The following is an 18,399-nucleotide window of genomic DNA, read 5'->3' on the forward strand; positions in this document are numbered from 1 at the left end:
GCGGCGTGCGCCCCGCTGACCGGGGGATGTGTTTCCATCCGCCCAGATTACGGGGATCGCCGCCGCGCCGCGCGGTCGAGCGGGCCCTAAGATTTGACCGAACGGGCCATGCTCGCGCGCACCTCCGAGGGCGAATGCCCGCCGATCCGCCGCATCGCACGCGAAAGCGCCGCGCCGCTTTCGAAACCGACGCGGAACGCCACCTCGCCGACGGGCAGGTCCGTTTCGGCGAGCAAGCGGCGAGCGTTCTCGTAGCGGATCTGTTGCTGGAACTCGCCGATCGAGCGCCCGGTGTTTTCGCGGAACAGGCGCGTCATGTGGCGACGCGAGACGCCGAATCGCTCTTCCAGCGTGTCGAGCGGAATGTCCTGGTCGGCATGACGGGTCAGGAAGGCTTCGAGGTCGGCCACGAGTGCCATGCCGTGCTCGCGCGGCGAGGTTCCGGGTTCCGTTTTGCCCGCGATCACCTCGCCGATGCACTGCATCAACAACGCCGACGACAGCGCCTGGCGGGTCGCCGCGCTGCCATAGGCGTCGCGGTCGTTGCGCAACGAGAGTTCCTGCAAGGTTCGGATCGCGGCGGTCCGGCGCACCAGGATCGGGTTGCGCGTGCGTCGGCGGAATTCGCCCAGCGAGCCGACCCCGACGTCGAGCTTATGCAGCGCGTCGCCGGTCACGTAGACCGCGACGTGCGTGTGCGTGCCGCACCCCGCCCGGGTTTGATGGGCGCGGCCCGGCGGCACCACCGCGAAGCGATCCTGCGACAACCAGGTGCCCGCGCGACGGTCTTCATGCCGAAGCTCGACGGCGCCGTGGCTCGGCAAGATAAACATCAGACAGTCGTGCCAGTGCCACGGCATCGCATAGGTGCCGCCACCGGTGAGCGTGGCGTGGCCGTCGTCGGCGGCGACCAGCAGGTCCTTGTTGACCGGCTGACAGAGTTGATCGAACGAGCGCAGCATGGCGGTACTCCTGGGCGATACGGAATCGGTGACACCGCTCGCCGACCGGCACGACGCCTGATTCGCCAGGCGTTGGACAAGGCGCCGGCACGGGATGAACGGCTTCCAACGCAGGATAGCAACTCAAAAACCCGCCGGGTATCGGGCCTCGCCCTGCCGCCAGCCGCCTGCCGTCACCGGCCGCCGCTCATTCCGCGTGACGAAGCTCCCGCCGCAGAATCTTGCCTACCGGCGATTTCGGCAGCGCGTCGACAAAGCGGACGATCTTCGGCACCTTATAAGCGGCCATGCCGGCACGGCAGTGGGCGATCAGCGCCTGCTCCGTGACATCGGCCTCGGGCGCCTTGACGACGAAGAGTTTGAGCGCCTCGCCGGTGCGTTCGTCCGGCACGCCGACGCAAGCGCATTCGGCGATGCCCGGGAACGCGGTCGCGACCGCTTCCACTTCGTTCGGATACACGTTGAAGCCCGACACGATCACCATGTCCTTCTTGCGGTCGACGATCCTGAGGAAACCCTCCGCGTCGAAAACGCCGATGTCGCCGGTGCGGAAATAACCCGCGTCGGTAAACGCCCTGGCATTCGCCTCCGGCTGATTCCAGTAGCCCCGCATGACTTGCGGCCCCTTGACGCAGATCTCGCCGGCTTCGCCGATGCCGACCGCCCTGTCCTGCTCGTCGAGCAGCATCACGTCGGTGGACGGCACGGGGAAGCCGACGGTGCCCGTGAACGCGGAGATGGACTGCGGATTGAACGTGAGAATGGGCGACGTCTCGGACAAGCCGTAACCCTCGCGAATGAAGCTGCCGGTGGCGCGTTCCCAGCGTGCCGAGACGACGTCGATCACCGCGGTGCCTCCGCCGGCGCCGAGCCGCAGGCGCGACCAGTCCACCTCCGTTAGTCGCGGGTGAGCGACGAGGCTCGCGTAGAGCGTGTTGACGCCGGCGAAGACGGTCGGCCGCGCCGCCTTCAGCACGTCGATGAAAGCATCGCAATCGCGTGGATTGGCCACCAGCCAGTTAGCCGCGCCGACCGAGAAGAAGGTGAGGAAATTCACCATCAGCGCAAAGATGTGATACAGCGGAATCGCGGTGACGACTACTTCCTCGCCGGGGCGCTGGACATCGGGCATGAAGGCTTTGAACTGCTCGATGTTGGCGACCAGATTGCGGTGCGACAACGCGGCGCCCTTCGAAGGACCGGTCGTGCCGCCGGTGTATTGCAGGAACAGCAGGTCGTGGCCGCCTACTTCCACCGGCTCCAGTTGCAACGTCTCGCCTTGAGCGACGGCGGCGGGGAACGTGATGGCATCGTTCAACGCTGCATCGACGGGCGGCGCTGGAATCGCGGCGCCGCCGCTCTTGCCGCAGTCACCCGGGCTGACCGTGATCACCGTCCTGATACGCGTCTTGCCGATCACCTGGGCCAGCGTGGGTGTCGAGCCGTTGTACACCACGACGACTTCGGCGCCCGCGTCGTTGAGTTGATGCTCGAGTTCGCGCGCGGTGTAGAGGGGGTTGACGTTGACCTGCACGCCGCCGATCCTGGCGATGGCAACGAACGCAAGCGGAAACGCCAGTAGATTGGGCAGCATCACGGCCACCCGATCGCCCTTCCTGACGCCGGCCACCTGCTGGAGATAAGCGGCGAACGCATGCGAGGCGCGGTCCACATCCGCGAAGCTCAGTGTCTGGCCGAATGCGTGGAACGCGGGCTTCTCGGCAAACTCACGCATCGCACCGTCCAGCAGCGCGTTCACGGACGGATAACGGTCGGCGTCGATCTCGGCGGGGATCGAGCCGTACGACTGGAGCCAGTGTCTCTTGTTCATGTCGGTTTTTTTCGCCCAAAGGCAGAGCATCGGATGGTGCGACTATGGCGCGCGCGGCGGCAACTTGCAAATGCGCTACGTGGCCAAAACCGCCGCATGACGTCACGCACGCTTCGTCATCACTGAACGCCGACACCGGTCTCGCCGATCAGACCGCCGCCCAGCGCTTTATAGAGCGCGACGGCATTGCCGAATTCGCCACGGCGCAAATCCAGCAGCGATTGCCGCGCCGCGTACAACTGCCGCTGCGAATCCAGCAGTTCCAGACGTCCTTCCACTCCGGCGCGATAGAGCAGGCCCGAGAGCTCGGTACGGCGCTCGGCACTGGCCACCACCCGGGTCTGGGCTTCGATCTGCCGGCCGAAGGTTTCACGTCCGGCCAGACCATCGGCCACTTCCCGGAACGCGGTCTGGATCGCGCGTTCGTATTCGGTCACCGCGCTGGACTTGCGCACTTCCGCGAGCCGAAGTTCGGCGCGCAGCCTGCCGCCCTGAAACAGCGGCAGCGTGACCTGCGGCGAGAAGGACCACGCGCGCTGTCCGTCGTCGAACAGGCCGCTCATGGCCGGACTGATGAACCCCAGCGTGGTGGTCAACGATAAGCGCGGAAAGAACGCGGCGCGCGCCGCGCCGATATCGGCATTGGCGGCCACCAGGTTCTGCTCGGCTTGCAGAATGTCCGGCCGCCGCAACAGCAGATCGGACGGCAGGCCCGTCGGCAATTGCGTCACGACGGGCTGTTGCGCGAGCGGTAGCGGTTCGGGCAAGTCCGTGGGCAGCGCCGTGCCGACCAGCAGTTGCAAGGCGTTGCGGGCCTGCGCCACGGCGCGCGTACGTGCCTCCAGGTCCGCCTCGGCACTGGCGACCTGACCTTCGGCCTGCGCCACGTCCACGCCGCTGCTTTGATGCGCCTCTCTCAGGCGGCGCGCCAGTTCGAGCGACTGACGCCAGTCTTCGAGCGTACGCTGCGCCAATTGCCGTTGCTCCTGCGCTAGACGCTGCGCAAAGTACGCATCGGCCACCGCGCCGACCAGAGAAATCCGCGCCGCCCGGCGCCCTTCGTCGGTCGCCAGATAGCGGGCGAAGGCGGCATCAGACAACGATTTCACGCGGCCGAACAGGTCGATCTCGAACGCACTCAGTCCGACATTGAGACCGACCTGGTTCTGCACGGACGCGGGGATCCCGGGACTGGCATCGGCATTGGCGGCCGTTCGTTGTCGCGTGAAGCTGCCGCCGGCCTCGATCGACGGCAAACGCGCGGATCGCTGAATGCCGAACTGCGCCTGAGCCGCCTCGACGTTCAGCGCGGCGAGCCGCAGATCGCGATTGTTGGTCAACGCCAGTTCGATCAGACGCTGCAGTCGCGGGTCACCGAACATGGCGCGCCAACCGAGATCGGCGGCCGGCGTGCCGGTGTCGGCACTCGCGTTGATCGCCGTGGTGTTCGCTGCGCCATTCGCAGCGTTTTTCACCGTTTCAAGCGCCGCCTGATCCGTATAAGCCGTCGGCACGGGCAAGGCCGGCTTGACAAGCGCCGGCGCCAGCGAACAGGCCGACAACGCCAGCACGACGGGAAGAATGAGCAAGCGCATGGCAGCCCCTTTTTTAACGATTGGGAGAATGGGCGATGTCATGACTTCAGCTTTTCTGTTCATGGTTCAACGGCACACTTTTCCGGCGCGCGGCGCTCCACCGCGTGAAGCGCTCCTGCAGGCCCATCACGAACACGAAGAAGACCGGGACGAAGAAAATCGCCAGCACCGTCGCGGTCACCATGCCGCCGAACACGCCCGTGCCGATCGCGTGCTGGGTCTCGGCGCTGGCGCCCGTCGCGATCATCAGCGGCACCACGCCGAGGCCGAACGCCAGCGACGTCATCAGAATCGGGCGCAGCCGCAGCCGGGCGGCTTGCACGGCGGACTCCACGAGCCCGTTGCCCTGCTCGCGCAACTGCTTGGCGAACTCGACGATCAGAATCGCATTCTTGGCGGACAAACCGATCACGGTAATCATGCCGACCTTGAAAAACACGTCGTTGGGCAAGTCCCTGAGCAACACCGCGCCGACCGCACCGAGCAGTCCCAACGGCACCACCAGCATCACCGACAGCGGAATCGCCCAGCTCTCGTAGAGGGCGGCCAGCACGAGGAACACGACCACCATCGAGAGCGCCATCAGCATCGGCGCCTGCGCGGCCGACTGCCGTTCCTGCACCGACTGCCCGGTCCATGCGATCGCGAAACCGGGCGGCAGTTGCGCGGCCAGCCGCTCCATCTCGGCCATCGCCGCGCCGCTCGACGCACCGGGCGCGGCACTGCCGGCAATCCGCACCGACGGGAAGCCCTGAAAGCGCACCAGTTGCAGCGGCGCTTCGCTCCACACGGGGCGGATCACTTCGGACAGCGGCACCATGCCGCCGGTCACATTGCGCACGTAGAGCTTGAGCACGTTGTCGATCTGCATGCGCGCGGGCGCGTCCGCCTGGATAATCACCTGCTGCATGCGTCCGGCGTTCGGGAAGTCGTTGACGTAGGTCGATCCCATCGCGGCCGACAGCGTGTCGCTGATGCTGGTGAACGACACGCCCAGCGCTTCGGCCTTCTGCCGGTCGATGTCCAGACGGATGCTGGTGCCGGCCGGCAGCCCATCGGGATAGACACCGCTCACCACCTTGCTTTGCGCCGCGAGTTCGAGCAGCTTCATCTCGGCCGCCTTGAGCCTGGCTTCGCCCTGATTGGCGCGGTCCTGCAAACGCATCGTGAAACCCGAACTGGTGCCGAGTTCGTCGATGGCGGGCGGCAACAGATTCATCACCGCGCCTTCGGTCACGCCGCTCATGACCTGCTGCGCGCGTGCCACTTCGTCGCGGCTGGTCGCGCCGTGCCGCTCGTCCCAGTCTTTCAGCACGCTGAAACTCAACGCGGCGTTCGGTCCCGAACCTGAAAAACCGTAGCCGAGAATCGACATGTTGGAGCGGATCGACGGCCGCGACGCCACGTGCTGCTCGAGCGCCTTGACGACCTTGAGCGTGCGCTCAGTCGTGGCGTCCGCGGGGAGCTGGATGGTGGTCATGAAATAGCCCTGATCTTCCTCGGGCAGAAACGACGACGGCACACTCCGGAACGCGAACACCAGCACCCCGGCAATCGCCACGAACACCAGCATTACGCGCCCAGCGCGACCGATCAGCCGGCCCACGCGCGTCTCGTACCACTGCGTCGCACGCTCGAAATGGCGGTTGAACCAGCCGAAGAAGCCGCGCTTTTCATGGTGCGCGGGATCGACCGGCTTGAGCATCGTCGCGCACAGCGCCGGGGTCAACGTCAGCGCCAGAAACGCCGAGAACAGAATGGACACCGCCATCGACAACGTGAACTGCTGATAGATCACGCCGACCGAGCCGCTCGCGAGCGCCATCGGAATGAACACCGCGGTCAGCACCAGCGTGATGCCGATGATGGCGCCGGTGATTTCCTTCATTGCCTCGACGGTGGCGTCTTTCGGCGACAGCCCCTCTTCGGCCATCAGACGTTCGACGTTTTCCACCACCACGATGGCATCGTCCACGATGATCCCGATCGCGAGCACCATGCCGAACATGGTCAGCACGTTGATTGAGAAACCGAGCGCGGCCATGATCGTGAACGTGCCGAGCAAGGCCACCGGCGCGACGATCGCGGGGATCAACGTGTAACGCACGTTCTGCAGGAACAGGTACATCACGAGGAACACCAGCACCATCGCCTCGACCAGCGTGTGGATCACCTTCTCGATCGAAATCTTGACGAACGGCGCCGTGTCGAACGGAATCGAATAGCTCATGCCCTGCGGCATGGTCTTGCTCAATTCGTCGAGCCGGGTTTTGACGGCGTCCGCGGTCTTGACCGCATTGGCGCCCGGCGCGAGCTGGACCGCGGCGAAGGTGGCGGGTTTGCCGTTCTCGCGATTCACGAAGCTGTACGACTGCGCGCCGATCTCGACTCGCGCGACATCGCCCAGCACGACTTTGGAGCCGTTGGCGTTGGCGCGCAGCACGATCGCCGCGAACTGTTCCGGGCTCGTCAACTGGCCTTGCGCGGTCAGCGGCACCATCACCTGCTGGCCCGCCAATGCCGGCGATGCGCCGACGCTGCCGGGCGCGATCTGGACGTTCTGCTGGCCGATCGCCGTGGTCAGGTCGCTCATCGACAGGCCGTAGTTGATCAGCCTGGCCGGATCGACCCAGATACGCATGGCCTCCTCGGAGCCGAACAGTTGCACGCGGCCCACGCCGTCGATGCGGCGCAGTTCCTCGATCACGTTGCGCGCCAGATAGTCGCTCAGCGCCAGTTCATCGAAGCGGCCGCTGTCGGAGCGCAGGCCGAGAATCATCAGGAAGCCGGAGGCCGCCGACTCGACCACCAGACCGTTCTGACGCACCACCGCGGGCAGGCGTGGCTCGACGGCCTTCAGCTTGTTCTGCACGTCGACCTGCGCCATCGCCGGATTGGTACCGGGTTTGAAGGTGGCGACGATCTGCGCGGAACCGGACGTGTCGGCCGACGACTCGAAGTAAAGCAGGTTCTTCGCGCCGGACAGTTCACGCTCGATCAGACTGAGCACGCCGTCGCTCATGGCTTGCGGCGTGGCGCCGGGATACGTCGCGGTGATCGTGACGGTGGGCGGCGCGACGGACGGATAGCGTTCGATCGGCAACTGCGGAATCGCGATCACGCCGAACAGGATGATGAAAAGCGCCACGACCCATGCGAAGACCGGGCGTCGAATGAAGAATTGGGACATGATTTTGCGCTCCGTGACTCAGTGTGCCGAAGCGGAAGCCGGGGCCGCCACAGCTGCAACGGATTCGCTTGCCGACCAATCGTGCGCACTGACGGCCACGCCTTCGGCCAGCCGCTCCATGCCTTCGACCACGATCTTCTGTCCCGCCTTGAGGCCACTCTGGATGCGGTAGCGCCGCTCCACCAGTTCGCCGAGTTCGACCGGCGCGAGGTGAGCGTGGCCGCTCGCATCGAGCGTCCAGATGCGCGGCTTGCCTTCGGCGCGCACCACGGCTTGCTGCGGCACCGTCAGCGCGTCGGCATAGTGCGCGCGCGGTATGCGCGCCCGCACGAACATGCCCGGCAGCAGCTGCCGCTTCGGGTTGTCCACCAGCACGCGCAGCAGCACGTCGCCAGTGCCGGGGTCGACGTTCACGCCTGAAAACAGGATGCGTCCCGTCACCCCATAGGGCTCGCCGTTGTCGCGCAGCACCGCGGCCGGCAGCCCGCCGCCGGAACCGGACTGGTGCGTGAGCACGGCGTCGCGCAGCGCTTCGAGCGACGCCGCCGGTTGGCGTACATCGACGTACACCTGATCGATCTGCTGGATGCGCGCCATCGGCGTGCTGTCGCCGCTCGCAACCAGCGCGCCTTCGGTGACCAGCGCCTGGTCGATGCGCCCCGAGATCGGCGCCTCCACCGTGGCGAATTTCAGATCGAGCTGCCGCCGCGCGAGCGTGGCCCGCGCCTGCGCCACATCGGCCGAGGCCTGGTCGCGCTGCGACACGGCGTCATCGTAGACCTGGCGGCTGATCGCATCCGCTTCGACCAGCGGCTGCAGGCGCGCCGTTTGCACTCTGGCGCGCGCGAGCGCCGCCTCGGCGCGTTGCAAGGCTGCGGCGGCCGTGTCCTGATCGGCCTTGAACGGCGCGGGATTGATCTGGAACAACGGCTGCCCCGCGCGCACCTCGGTGCCCTGCTCGAACAGGCGGCGCTGCACGATACCGCTCACCTGCGGACGAATTTCCGCGACCCGCACCGCCGCGACGCGGCCGGGCAAGTCGTCGGCGAGTGTCAGCGCGGCGGCCTTCACGGTGGTGGCGGCCACGTCGGGCGCCGGCTGCGCGCTTTCCGGTTCGGCCTGTCCGCAACCCGCCAATAGTGCGATCGATAAAGTGGCCAACAGCGCGCACGCGCTGCCGTGGCGGCCGGGTTTTTTCATTTTCATTTGAGTTTTCCATGAGACGCCGACGGCTCACCGCCAGCACCAACGCCCGCCAGTTTGAATTCGGCCCATGGGGTTTACGCTGCGGTAACATGGAGGTTCGATGGAGACGCACCGTGAACGTGAAGTAATCCCATGCCCGATTCGACCCAGCCTTCCGACACCAGTCAGCACACTCATCCGTTGGTCCTCATCGCCGAAGACGAACCCGAAATCGCCGAAATCCTCAGCGCCTATCTGACGCGCGGCGGTTTTCGCGGCGTGCATGCGGACAACGGCCGCAAGGCGCTCGAACTGCATCTGTCCTTGAAACCCGATCTCGTGCTGCTGGACGTCCAGATGCCCGAAGTCGACGGCTGGAAAGTGCTGGCCGAACTCCGTCATCGCGGCAATACGCCCGTCATCATGCTGACCGCGCTCGACCAGGACATCGACAAGCTGATGGGTCTGCGCATCGGCGCGGACGACTACGTGATCAAGCCATTCAATCCCGCGGAAGTCGTCGCGCGTATTCAGGCGGTCTTGCGCCGTTCGATGCCGGCCGCGCGCGACACGGATCAGCGGGTACTGCGCGCGGCGCCGTTCGAGATCGACCTGGACCAGCACGAGGTCACGCTGCAGGTGGGCAACCGGCGTCATCTGCTGGCGCTGACCTTGACCGAATTCAAGCTGCTGGCGCAACTGGCGCGCAGTCCCAAACGCGTGTTCAGCCGCGCGGAGCTGATGGCCACCTGTCTGCCTGAAGGCGATACGCTGGAGCGCACGGTGGACAGCCACATCAGCAAGCTGCGCAAGAAGCTGGAGGACCTCGGTGTGAAGGGTATTCCGGTCGGCGTGCGTGGCGTCGGCTACAAACTCTGGAACGTCGAATGAAGCTCGAAGGGTTGAGCCGCCAGATCGCGCTCACCATGGCGGCGATGGCCTTCGGCGTGACGCTGCTGGTCGTGGTGACGGCGTATGCGTTCTACTACCTGATGTTCAGGTACTGGCCGGACGACTACAACCAGCCGGGCTGGATCCCCACGGGTCCCGAGTGGATCTGGTTGGTCTCGACCACGGTCGCGGGCCTCGCGCTGTCGCTCGTGGTGGCCGTCAATCTGGCGCGCCGTATCCTGGTGCCGCTGAATTCCGTGGCGGACAGCATCCGCCGCGTGGCCCAGGGCGATCTCAGCGTGCGCGCCAATGCGGGCGACCGCTCGCTGCGCGAAGCCGCCCTGCTCGCCGACGACTTCAACGCGCTCGCCGATCAATTGCAACGTGTCACGGAAGAACAGGCCTTCTGGAACGCCGCGATCGCCCACGAATTGCGCACCCCGGTCACGATTCTGCGCGGACGTTTGCAAGGTCTGGCCGAAGGCGTGTTCACGCCCGACGAATCGCAGTTCCGTAGTTTGCTCACGCAGGTCGAAGGCCTGACGCGGCTAATTGAAGATCTGCGCGTAATCAGCCTCGCGGAGAGCGGCCATCTCGACCTCCAGTTGCAGGAGGCCGATCTTGCCGACGACGTGCGGGCCGTCGTCGAGGTGTTCAGAGACGCGCTGCAGGCCGCCGGTCAGCAGCCGGTGCTGGATCTGCACGAACGGCATATGCGTTGCGATCCGGTGCGAATCCGTCAGGCGCTGCTGGCGCTGCTCGAAAACGCGCGCCGGCACGCATTGCCCGGCTCGATCCGGATTCAGACGCGCCTGGAACAGGGCATGTGTCGCTTGCGCGTCGAGGACGAGGGGCCCGGCATCCCTGCCGAGCTCGCGCCTCACATGTTCGAAGCCTTCCGGCGCGCGGACAACTCGCGCTCGGGTGGCGGCAGCGGTCTGGGGTTGGCCGTGGTGGCGGCCATCGCGCACGCGCACGGCGGCGAGGCGGCCTGTCGTCCCGCCGCCGGCGGCGGCACGTGTTTCGAGTTGCGCTGGCCAGACGACGGGCGGCTCGGCTGAACGGCGCCGCAAGGCGGCTTGCGGATCGACTGCGGCGGCCGCCTTTGCTCAACCGATCACCGTCCACTTCCCGACTTTCGCGACTTCCCGTTCGTCGAAATTGAAGCCGAGCCCCGGCGTCTGATGCAGCACGATGCGGCCGTTCCGGTGGCCGAGTTGCCGGTCGATCAGCCGCCGGAAGTTCAGCACCTGATCGTCCCAGAAGTACTCGACATAGCGCGCATTCGGTGTGGCCGCAACCAACGGCGCATGCACGTCGTGAAACCAGTGCGGGCACATCACCACGCCATAGCTCGCGGCGGTCGCGGCAATGCGCCGCCATTCGCTGATGCCGCCGCATACCACCGCATCCGTTTGCAGGATCGCGGCGCCGCCCTTGTCGAGCAGTTCCTTGTGATACCAGCGGCCATAGCCGATCTCGCCGGTCGCGACCGGCACGCGCGTGAGTTTGGCGAGTCGCGCGTGATTGTCGATATCGTCCGGCGAAAACGGCTCTTCGACGAAGTACGGATCATATTGCTCGATGCGCCGCAAATGTTGCAGCGCCTGGGTCGTGTCGGTCCAGCCGTTGTTGATGTCGATCATCAGTTCGACGTCGGGGCCGATCGCTTCGCGCGCGGCACGCACGCGCGCTTCTTCGTCGCGCGGCGAAAGACGGCCGCCCTTCATCTTCACCGCCTTGAAACCCATCTCGACATAGCTCGCCATTTCCTCGCCGAGCATGCCCGCCGATTTCCCGTCGAGGTAATAGCCGCCGCTCGCATACGCCGGCACCGTATCGAGTTCCACCGCGCCGAGATACTTGTGCAGCGGCACGTTGTGACTGCGTGCGTTCAGGTCCCACAGCGCCGTGTCGAGAATGCTGAGCGCGCGCATCACCGTGCCGGCGCGGCCGTGCAGCAAGGCTTCCTGATACATCGCCTGCCACAGGCCCTCCACCGCATACGAGTCCTGGCCGATCAGTACCGGCGCGAGCAATTGCTCGACGGCCACGCGTAGCAGCTCACCGCCCGCGCTGCCCACATAACAGAAACCGATCCCTTCGACGCCGTCGGTTGAGCGCACTTTGACCAGGCCGTAGTGACGTGTCGTCACCGTGCGGGTGGCAAACGAAGTCACCCGATCCAGCGGCACACCCGCCGCGCAAACCGACACCGATTCAATCTTTGGCATTTCCACACTCCTCCATGTTGGCGGACCGAACGCGTCCGATGCGCGTTCGGTGAGTTCGAAGTGTGATAGCCGCATGACATCGAAAACAGTATGCTTTGGCTTCTTCAAAAGATAAAAATTCTATTCGATGGACTCGCGCTATCTGCAGAGCTTTGTCTATGTGGTCGAACTCGGCTCGATCGCCGAAGCCGCGCGCCGGCTCGATCTGACGCCGGCCGCGGTGGCGCAGCGGGTGAAGATGCTGGAACAGGAACTCGGCGCGAAACTGGTGCGCCGCTCCGGCCGCACGGTCGGCACGACCGAGGCCGGCGAACGGATTCTGGCGCGCGCCCGGGCGGTGCTGCACGACATTCGCGACCTCTCCGCCGATCTGAACGACGCGTCCGTGCTGGCGGGTCAGTTGCGGCTGGGCGGCACGCCGACCATGATGACGAGCCTGATTCCGGACGTGCTGGCCGCCTTGCTCGCACGGCATCCGCAGATCGATATCTATCTGGAACCCGGCAATTCGGTCGATCTGTACCGCAAGGTGGTGAGCGGCGATCTGGACGCGGCCATGCTGGTGCGGCCGCTCTTCGATCTGCCGAAAAGCTGCGACTGGCAAACCTTCCGCGAAGAGCCGCTGGTGCTGCTGACGCCCGCGTCGATGCAGGTCGGCGATCCGCACGAGGTGCTGCGGCGCGAACCGTTCGTGCGGTACGACCGCAACGTGGTCGGCGGCCAGCTCGCCGACGGCTACCTGCGCCAGCACGGCATTCAGCCGCATCAGCGCTGCGAACTCGACGGGCTCGATGCGATCGCGGTAATGGTGGATCGGGGGCTGGGTGTGTCGCTGGTGCCGGACTGGCTGATGACGCGCTTCTCCGGTCTCGCGCTCGCCCGATGGCCGCTGCCGTACGCGTTTCCGAAGCGCGTGGTGGGCCTGCTGTGGGGGCGCTCGTCGGCGCGCATGCGGCTGGTGCAGGCGTTTCTGGGGATCGCGCGGGAACTCGACGTCGCGCAAGCGACGCAACCGGTTCGACCCGGGACACAAAAATAATTAACGTTTGAAGCAAGCGGCTCACGCTTCTTCGCTGTTCATGGTCACGCAATACTGCGTCGGCGCCTGAATGCCATGCACGAATACACCGCTGCAGAAGGCATTCGAGGACGCCGCCACTCTGAACACCGAAGGAGACAAACCATGAGCACGCCCTCGTCCTGCTTACCCGGCACACGTGGCTTACGCGGCGTCCTGTCGCCGGTTCTCACGCCGTTCAACGCGGACGGCACGCCCTCGCCGGTCCGCTTCGTCAATCACTGCCGCTGGCTGCTGGAGCAGGACGTCGCACTGGCCGTATTCGGCACCAACTCGGAAGCGAACTCGCTCACCGTCGACGAAAAGCGCGCCTTGCTCGACGCCTTACTGGAAGCCGGTCTGCCGCCTGAGAGGCTGATGCCCGGCACGGGAGCCTGCGCGCTGCCCGACGCGATCGACATGACCCGTCACGCGGTGGCCGGCGGTTGCGCCGGTGTACTGATGCTGCCGCCGTTTTTCTACAAAGGCGTGAGCGACGAAGGACTGTTTCGCGGTTTTGCCGAAGTGATCGAAGCGGTTGCCGATGACCGCCTGCGTCTTTATCTGTACCACATCCCGCCGGTTTCGCAGGTCGGCCTCAGCTTTGCATTGATCGAGCGATTGCTCGTGCGTTATCCGGGCGTGGTGGCGGGCATCAAGGACAGCGGCGGCGACTGGCAACACACCGCCGCGTTGATCGAGTCGTTCCAGGGTGAACAGTTCGACGTATTCGCCGGTACCGAAACGACCCTGCTGCCCACGCTGCAACAGGGCGGCGCCGGCTGCATCACGGCGACCGGCAACGTGAACGCGGCGGCGATCGTGCGTCTCGCACGACACTGGCGCGACGCCGATGCCGCGGACCAGCAGCAGCGCCTGAACGACACGCGCGCGATTTTTCAGCGCTACCCCATCATCGCCGCGATGAAGGCCGCGATCGCCTGGCAATCGGGCGACGCGCAATGGGCCGCGATGCGCGCGCCGCTCGTCGAACTCGACGACGCGCAGCAACGCGAACTGCGGCAGGCGCTCACGCGCGATGGCTTCGCAATGGAAGGCGCGGTGAAGCTCGCAGCGGGTTTTCAGCAACAGCACCGCGAGGAGACTCACACCGCCTGACCCACGCGGCCCAGCGCCCGGCAGCACGGCTCTCGGCCCACGTACACTCTCACATCGTTCGCCCGCCACCGCACTCACAATAACCAGTACGGCGGGCCAGGAGACAAGCTTTGCTCAGTCACACGTCCTACCCTGCCGCGTTCGACGCGACCTCCGCGGACCCTCTGTTCCGCCGTGTCGCGTGGCGCTTCATGCCGCTGCTGTTCGTCGGTTATGTGGTCGCTTATCTGGACCGCGTCAACGTCGGTTTCGCGAAACTGCAGATGCTCGGCAGTCTGCATTTCAGCGAAGCGGCGTATGGCCTCGGCGCCGGTTGCTTCTTTATCGGCTACTTCCTGTTCGAGGTGCCGAGCAATCTGCTGCTGCATCGCTTCGGCGCGCGGCGCTGGATCGCCCGCATCATGGTGACCTGGGCGCTGCTTTCCATGGTCACCGCGTGGGTCCATACGCCGCTGATGTTTTACATCGTGCGCTTTCTGCTCGGTGTCGCCGAAGCCGGTTTCTTTCCCGGCATGATCCTGTATCTCACGTACTGGTTTCCGTCGCACCGGCGCGGCAAGATGACCGCACTGCTGATGGCCGGCATTCCCGTTTCCGGTTTGCTCGGCGGTCCGTTGTCCGGCTATCTGATGCATGCGTTCAACGGCGCGTGGGGACTCGAAGGATGGCAGTGGCTGTTCATCGTCGAGGCATTACCCTCCATCGTGCTGGGCGGGGTGATCTATCGCTGCCTCGACGATCGCGTGGCCGACGCCGACTGGCTCACCGAAGCGGAAAAGCGCGTGATTCAAGGCGAAATCGATGCCGACGCCGTGGTCCGCACGCACGCTTCGGTACGCGCGGTGTTCGGTTCGGCGCGGGTCTGGCTGCTGTGTCTGGTGCTGTTCGGCATCGTGATGGGCTCGTATGCGATCGGCTTCTGGCAACCGACCATCATTCGCGGCACGGGCATCGACGATCCGCTGATGATCGGTTTGCTGACCATGATTCCGTATTCGGCGGCGCTGCTTTCGATGCTCGCGGTAGGCCGCCATGCCGACCGCACGCGCGAACGCCGCTGGCATATCGTCGCGCCAGCGCTGGTGGCCGCCTCCGGTTTCAGCCTGTGCGCAGCCAACGGCGACAGTGCCGTGCTGTCGATGCTCGGGCTCACGCTTGCCGTCTCCGGCGTGGTCACCGCACTGCCGATGTTCTGGGCGCTGCCCACCGCGTTTCTCGGCGGCACCGGCGCGGCGGCCGGCATCGCGTTGATCAATTGCACCGGCAATCTGGCGGGTTTCATTAGCCCGACCGTGATCGGCTGGCTGAAGAGCTACACGCATACGCTGGCGTCGGGGCTGGTGCTGACGGCTTGCACGCTGACGCTGTCGGCGGTGCTGATTCTGGTGTTTATTCCGGCACGGCTGGTGAATCGTTGAGGCTTGCGGCGGCGGTGTTGTCCGCGCGGCCGCCGCCACCTCGACACCCTTCGACACCCTTAAGCATCGTTTAATTTTTCTATGTTTTGCTCGGGGCCCGTTTCCTCCCTTTTGCAACCATGAAAACCCTCTTCCGCGCCTCGATCGTCGCCGTTACCCTGTTTGCCGCCGCCCTTTCCACGGCCCATGCTTCGACGTCCGCGCCGGTAGCCGGCAAGGAATACACGGTTCTTTCCACGCCGCAACCGGTGGATGCGCCCGGCAAGATCGTCGTCACGGAGTTCATGTGGTACGGCTGTCCGCACTGCGCCGAGTTCGATCCGTATCTGGAAGCATGGGTCAAGAAGCAGGGCCCGGACGTGGTGTTTCAGCGGGTCCCGGTCGCTTTCCGCGACGATTTCGTGCCCCACTCGCGAATGTTCCATGCGCTCGACGCGCTGGGCCTGGCATCACGACTGACGCCGGTGGTTTTCAACGAAATCTACGTGAAGAAAGACTATTTGCTGACGCCGGATTCGCAAGCGGCCTTCCTCGCCACCCAAGGCGTCGACAAAGCCAAATACCTGCAGGCATATAACTCGTTCTCGACACAAAGCGCGTTGCAGCGCGACACACGGTTGATCAAGGACTATCAGGTCAACGCGACGCCCACGTTGGCCGTACAGGGCAAGTATTTGACTGGCCCGGCCAGCACGGAAAGTTTGCCGGGCACGATTCAGGTGCTGGATTATCTGGTGGCGTCGGTGCGGGCGAAAAAGCTGTAAGGGCTCGCCGCCGCAAAAATCCGTTACCTGAATCCGGCCGACGTTGTGACGTCGGCGTCGTCTGCCCAAACGCACGAATCAGATAACGGGTTCGTCGCCACGGCGGCACACGCCGACGCGACGCTCGACCGGATTCATCAGCGTCACAAGATCGTGCTCGGCGCGCTGCTGGTGTCGCCGCTGTGGCCCGTTCGGGTCGTCACGCGTGCCTATATGCAGGTGTTCCGCAACGCCCCGCTGCTCGTGCTGATCTATTTTTCAACCTACGTGTTCCCGTTCGAAATCGACATCGGCCATGTTTCGCTGCCCTTTCCCGACTGGATCAAGGTCACGCTCGGTCTCGCGCTGCCGAACACCGCGGCCGCGCGGCGCGAATCCGCGCCGTTGACGGCGAGCAATTTACGGTAGGCCGCATCGTCGGCACCGGCGAACGCGGCGGCAAGAAAGTCGAGAAGGCCACGCCTCACGCTTTCGATATGGCGGTTTCAGCGTTGCGACTATTCGCCAGGCGGCGCGGCGAGAGACTTCTCGAACAGATAACCCGGCGGCTCGTCCTCCCCGAAGTCATGCGCCGACAGCAGCGTATAGCCGTTGGTTTGGTAAAGCGCTATCGCCTCAGGCTGGCGCGGCCCCGTGCCAAGAAACACGCGCGTATAACCCAGCCGCGCGGCCTGCGCTTCCAGCTCGGCCAGCACACGCCGTGCAAGCCCCTGACGGCGATGCCGGCCGCTCGCCCAGATGCGTTTGAATTCGGCAGTGCCGGGATCGGCGTGGCGCATGAACGCACCGCCCGCGATCGCCTCGCCGTTGCGCAGGAGCAGCACGAACGCGCCCTCCGGCGCGGCGAACGCCTCGACCGGATAGCGCTGCATTTCATGGGCGATCTCCTGCTCGTCGATCAGGCCGGCGTAACGGCTGCCATATTCGTGCGCCAGTTCGTCGAACAGCGGACGCGCCAGCGGATCGAGAACCGACACGTACACGAGTCGATCGTCCGTGGCGACGGAGGAAAGCACCGCTGACATACCCTATCTCCTTGCCTGCGCGTAACGAACCGGCAGTTCAGCAGGTGTGGTGAGTTGCGAAACCTGCGCGTCCGCCGGCCGCCAGCCCAGTTCAGGGGCCACTCGCGTGACGACATCTTCGAGGATCTGCTGATAGTTCTCGAACGGCAGATCATACGGCAACTCGAGGCGCAATTCGCTCACCTGGCCGAGCACCGGATCGTCCAGCAGACGAGCGACGATCTCATCGGCCGACCCCACCAGGTCCGGCACGAACAGCGTGCGCCGCTCGCCCTGCGGCGTCAGTGTGCGCGCGTGGCGCGCTGCGGCGAACTCGCGATAGCGCTGCCGGGTGCGGGCGTCGGCGCCGTCGGTCGGCACGATCACGCGGCCCAGCGCGATGCGCGGCGTGCGCGTCTCACGCCAGTGCGCACGGAACAGGTCGAGCTGTTTCACTTGCGCGTCGCGATAGTCGTCTGTGCCCTCGCCTGTCGTGATGTTGCCGATCAGCAGATTGAAGCCGTGACGGCCGGCCCATTCGATGGATCGCTGCGAACCGGCGCCGTACCAGAGCCGATCCGTCAGGCCCGGTGCGAACGGGCTCACGCGCGGCCGCACGCGGCCCGCCGCCGATTCGACGAAACTGTCCTCGTCGCCGAGCCATTCGCCCGCCAGATTGCGGCGCAGACGCTCGACACGCGCGTGCGAAAAGTCGATCAACTCGGGATTGGCATCGAACAGACGCTCACCGAGCAGAATGCCGTGCGCCGGCGCGCCCGCGCTCAATCCGATATTCAGGCGGCCGTGCGACAGCACGTCGACGGTGGCCAGATCCTCGGCCAGCCGGAACGGATTCTCATAACCCATCTGGATCACCGCCGCGCCGAGTCCGATGCGTGTGGTGCGCTGGCTCGCCGCCGCGAGAAACGTCGCGGCGGACGACACCGCGCGCTCCAGATGTCGCTGACGGACCCACGCGCTGTCGTAGCCAAGCGCTTCGCCGACGCCGAACAGGTCGAGCGTGCGCTCGAAACCGGCGAGCGGTGCATCGTCGGGATAATTACCCGGTGTCAGGAAAGCAAGATGATCGATGCGAACCGCGCACATTGTGGACCTCCTTGTCGTTCTGAAAATTGCGTTGGCTTCGTA

14 protein-coding genes and 1 pseudogene are annotated in these 18,399 nt (G+C 65.4%); 7 read left to right on the top strand and 8 right to left on the bottom strand.

Annotated elements, in window-relative coordinates; genetic code table 11:
- Positions 1-86: 86 nt before the first annotated feature.
- From B0G83_RS25905 to B0G83_RS25925, 5 genes are all read right to left on the bottom strand, one after another.
- Complete coding sequence (locus B0G83_RS25905; RefSeq protein WP_105510246.1) at positions 87-962, bottom strand: AraC family transcriptional regulator; 876 nt, start codon at positions 960-962, stop codon at positions 87-89.
- Positions 963-1,149: 187 nt separating this feature from the next.
- On the bottom strand, positions 1,150-2,793 hold the full coding sequence (locus B0G83_RS25910) for an AMP-binding protein (protein WP_105510247.1): 1,644 nt from the start codon (positions 2,791-2,793) through the stop codon (positions 1,150-1,152).
- Positions 2,794-2,912: 119 nt separating this feature from the next.
- Positions 2,913-4,388, bottom strand: a complete 1,476-nt coding sequence (locus B0G83_RS25915; RefSeq protein ID WP_105510248.1) for an efflux transporter outer membrane subunit — start codon at positions 4,386-4,388, stop codon at positions 2,913-2,915.
- A 46-nt stretch (positions 4,389-4,434) separates the two neighbouring features.
- The gene (locus B0G83_RS25920) at positions 4,435-7,578 is read right to left on the bottom strand and encodes an efflux RND transporter permease subunit (RefSeq protein ID WP_105510249.1); all 3,144 of its coding nucleotides are present in this window, start codon (positions 7,576-7,578) and stop codon (positions 4,435-4,437) included.
- An 18-nt stretch (positions 7,579-7,596) separates the two neighbouring features.
- Positions 7,597-8,784: an efflux RND transporter periplasmic adaptor subunit gene (locus B0G83_RS25925; protein ID WP_105510250.1), complete on the bottom strand. Its 1,188-nt coding sequence runs from the start codon at positions 8,782-8,784 to the stop codon at positions 7,597-7,599.
- Positions 8,785-8,916: 132 nt separating this feature from the next.
- Here B0G83_RS25925 and B0G83_RS25930 point away from each other — a divergent pair, with 132 nt between their 5' ends.
- Positions 8,917-9,654 carry a response regulator gene (locus tag B0G83_RS25930; protein WP_105510251.1) on the top strand — a complete coding sequence of 246 codons (738 nt, stop codon included), beginning with the start codon at positions 8,917-8,919 and terminating at the stop codon, positions 9,652-9,654.
- Complete coding sequence (locus B0G83_RS25935; protein WP_105510252.1) at positions 9,651-10,715, top strand: ATP-binding protein; 1,065 nt, start codon at positions 9,651-9,653, stop codon at positions 10,713-10,715. The genes B0G83_RS25930 and B0G83_RS25935 overlap by 4 nt, the downstream gene beginning before the upstream one ends.
- Before the next feature lie 48 nt (positions 10,716-10,763).
- Here B0G83_RS25935 and B0G83_RS25940 read toward each other — a convergent pair whose 3' ends face one another.
- The gene (locus B0G83_RS25940; RefSeq protein WP_105510418.1) at positions 10,764-11,888 is read right to left on the bottom strand and encodes a mandelate racemase/muconate lactonizing enzyme family protein; all 1,125 of its coding nucleotides are present in this window, start codon (positions 11,886-11,888) and stop codon (positions 10,764-10,766) included.
- A 127-nt stretch (positions 11,889-12,015) separates the two neighbouring features.
- Between B0G83_RS25940 and B0G83_RS25945 the strand changes: the two genes are divergently transcribed.
- The 5 genes and pseudogenes from B0G83_RS25945 to B0G83_RS25965 all read left to right on the top strand — a co-directional run.
- The gene (locus B0G83_RS25945; protein ID WP_105510253.1) at positions 12,016-12,927 is read left to right on the top strand and encodes a LysR family transcriptional regulator; all 912 of its coding nucleotides are present in this window, start codon (positions 12,016-12,018) and stop codon (positions 12,925-12,927) included.
- 144 nt (positions 12,928-13,071) lie between these two features.
- Positions 13,072-14,064, top strand: a complete 993-nt coding sequence (locus B0G83_RS25950; protein WP_105510254.1) for a dihydrodipicolinate synthase family protein — start codon at positions 13,072-13,074, stop codon at positions 14,062-14,064.
- 110 nt (positions 14,065-14,174) lie between these two features.
- Entirely contained in the window at positions 14,175-15,482 is a 1,308-nt protein-coding gene (locus tag B0G83_RS25955; protein WP_258168269.1) for an MFS transporter, read from the top strand.
- 119 nt (positions 15,483-15,601) lie between these two features.
- Positions 15,602-16,246 (top strand): thiol:disulfide interchange protein DsbA/DsbL, encoded by a 645-nt coding sequence (locus B0G83_RS25960; RefSeq protein ID WP_105510255.1) that lies wholly within the window; start codon positions 15,602-15,604, stop codon positions 16,244-16,246.
- A 150-nt stretch (positions 16,247-16,396) separates the two neighbouring features.
- Positions 16,397-16,606, top strand: a pseudogene (locus B0G83_RS25965) (amino acid ABC transporter permease); the annotation flags it as partial.
- Positions 16,607-16,743: 137 nt separating this feature from the next.
- Here B0G83_RS25965 and B0G83_RS25975 read toward each other — a convergent pair.
- Both B0G83_RS25975 and B0G83_RS25980 read right to left on the bottom strand, forming a co-directional pair.
- Positions 16,744-17,271: a GNAT family N-acetyltransferase gene (locus B0G83_RS25975; protein ID WP_105510257.1), complete on the bottom strand. Its 528-nt coding sequence runs from the start codon at positions 17,269-17,271 to the stop codon at positions 16,744-16,746.
- A 3-nt stretch (positions 17,272-17,274) separates the two neighbouring features.
- Positions 17,275-18,357, bottom strand: a complete 1,083-nt coding sequence (locus B0G83_RS25980) for an LLM class flavin-dependent oxidoreductase (RefSeq protein ID WP_105510258.1) — start codon at positions 18,355-18,357, stop codon at positions 17,275-17,277.
- Positions 18,358-18,399: the final 42 nt, after the last annotated feature.

The organism is Paraburkholderia sp. BL21I4N1 (assembly GCF_002973525.1).
Lineage (GTDB): Bacteria > Pseudomonadota > Gammaproteobacteria > Burkholderiales > Burkholderiaceae > Paraburkholderia.

Excerpts from the sequence above, each read along its gene's own strand:
- B0G83_RS25905 (WP_105510246.1), bottom strand. The coding sequence starts at position 962 with ATGCTGCGCTCGTTCGATCAACTCTGTCAGCCGGTCAACAAGGACCTG.
- B0G83_RS25910 (WP_105510247.1), bottom strand. The coding sequence starts at position 2,793 with ATGAACAAGAGACACTGGCTCCAGTCGTACGGCTCGATCCCCGCCGAG.
- B0G83_RS25915 (WP_105510248.1), bottom strand. The coding sequence starts at position 4,388 with ATGCGCTTGCTCATTCTTCCCGTCGTGCTGGCGTTGTCGGCCTGTTCG.
- B0G83_RS25920 (WP_105510249.1), bottom strand. The coding sequence starts at position 7,578 with ATGTCCCAATTCTTCATTCGACGCCCGGTCTTCGCATGGGTCGTGGCG.
- B0G83_RS25925 (WP_105510250.1), bottom strand. The coding sequence starts at position 8,784 with ATGAAAATGAAAAAACCCGGCCGCCACGGCAGCGCGTGCGCGCTGTTG.
- B0G83_RS25930 (WP_105510251.1), top strand. The coding sequence starts at position 8,917 with ATGCCCGATTCGACCCAGCCTTCCGACACCAGTCAGCACACTCATCCG.
- B0G83_RS25935 (WP_105510252.1), top strand. The coding sequence starts at position 9,651 with ATGAAGCTCGAAGGGTTGAGCCGCCAGATCGCGCTCACCATGGCGGCG.
- B0G83_RS25940 (WP_105510418.1), bottom strand. The coding sequence starts at position 11,888 with ATGCCAAAGATTGAATCGGTGTCGGTTTGCGCGGCGGGTGTGCCGCTG.
- B0G83_RS25945 (WP_105510253.1), top strand. The coding sequence starts at position 12,016 with ATGGACTCGCGCTATCTGCAGAGCTTTGTCTATGTGGTCGAACTCGGC.
- B0G83_RS25950 (WP_105510254.1), top strand. The coding sequence starts at position 13,072 with ATGAGCACGCCCTCGTCCTGCTTACCCGGCACACGTGGCTTACGCGGC.
- B0G83_RS25960 (WP_105510255.1), top strand. The coding sequence starts at position 15,602 with ATGAAAACCCTCTTCCGCGCCTCGATCGTCGCCGTTACCCTGTTTGCC.
- B0G83_RS25975 (WP_105510257.1), bottom strand. The coding sequence starts at position 17,271 with ATGTCAGCGGTGCTTTCCTCCGTCGCCACGGACGATCGACTCGTGTAC.
- B0G83_RS25980 (WP_105510258.1), bottom strand. The coding sequence starts at position 18,357 with ATGTGCGCGGTTCGCATCGATCATCTTGCTTTCCTGACACCGGGTAAT.